At 59.7% G+C, this 1,089-nt stretch carries 2 protein-coding genes; both read right to left on the bottom strand.

Going from position 1 to position 1,089, the window contains the following annotated elements; genetic code table 11:
* Positions 1–626 (bottom strand): endolytic transglycosylase MltG (gene mltG, locus A3730_RS01755; RefSeq protein ID WP_197477222.1); only part of this gene is annotated, 626 nt, incomplete at its 3' end.
* 10 nt (positions 627–636) lie between these two features.
* Positions 637–1,089 (bottom strand): aminotransferase class IV (locus A3730_RS01750; protein ID WP_197477221.1); only part of this gene is annotated, 453 nt, incomplete at its 5' end.

Here is a 1,089-nt window from a genome sequence, read left to right as displayed (position 1 = left end):
TCGTAGGGCAAATCCTTGGCCCGCTGCTGCCAGGCAGCGTCGAGAATACTTTCCTGGCGCGCCAGTGCCCGGGCCAGGATGGTCAGGTCTGTGGTGCCACGGGTATAAAAATAGGTTTCTGGCGCAAACCATCCCTCCGGGTGGCGGTCCGGACGCCCCAACTCCGCCATCACTTGCTCGTCGGTCAACTCTTTCAGGCGGTGACTCAAGGTCTCCTGGGAGGCCAGCCGGGCACGTAATTCGCGGAAGTTCCAGCCTTCCACCAGGGTCAGGCTGCGTTGCAGCACATCACCGCGATCGATTTTCTCCAGCAGAGACAACAACGAGTCGCCCGGCTTGAGCTGATACTCACCCACATGCATACGGCCGTCCATGCCAGTGAAAGCGGAATAGATTCGCGCTCCCACCCGGCGGAAACGGGCTTCCAGGCCCTCACCCAGGATGCCCTCCTCTTTGAGGTTATACAGCACACGGCTCAAGCCGGCGCCCCGGGGCACTTCCACCGTTAATGCTTCAGAAACCGGTAATGGGCGGTGTAGATAACTGCTGACCCAGGCCCCCGCCACAGGTACAGCGACTACCAGCAAGACAACCAGCAGTCCAAAAATACGGATTTTTTTGCGCATAGTGCGGTTATTAGACCTTCAGTGAGCCGGCCAAAAAGGTTTCTGTCGACTGTTGCAGTTCCCGGACCGATGCCAGCACCGGCCAATGCCATTGCGCCAGTTTACGCACCGGGAGCACGCCGACAACACTGTTACACAGAAACAGTCCATCGGCTGTGCGCAGCTGTGACAGTGGCCGCAGATCACAGACCACTTTCTCGCCGCGTTGCAGCAATGTCTCGTGCAAGTGCGCCCGCATCACGCCGGCCACACCAGCTCCGGCAGCATCCAGATCCGGCATCCACCAGTGATTGGCAAAGCGGGCAAAGAGATTCATGGAAGTGGCTTCCAGAGGCTGCCTGCGGGTACTGAGCAGCAACCCTTCGTCCCAACCCTGCCGTGCCACTTCCCGGCGTGCCATGACCTGTGGAAGACGGTTCAGATGCTTGAATCCGGCCAGCAGGTCAGGATACAGCGGAGCCTG

It is taken from the genome of Alcanivorax sp. HI0044, from assembly GCF_001634945.1.
The sequence above is the reverse complement of the archived record's forward strand: the minus strand, read 5'-3'. Positions and strand labels throughout refer to the sequence as shown.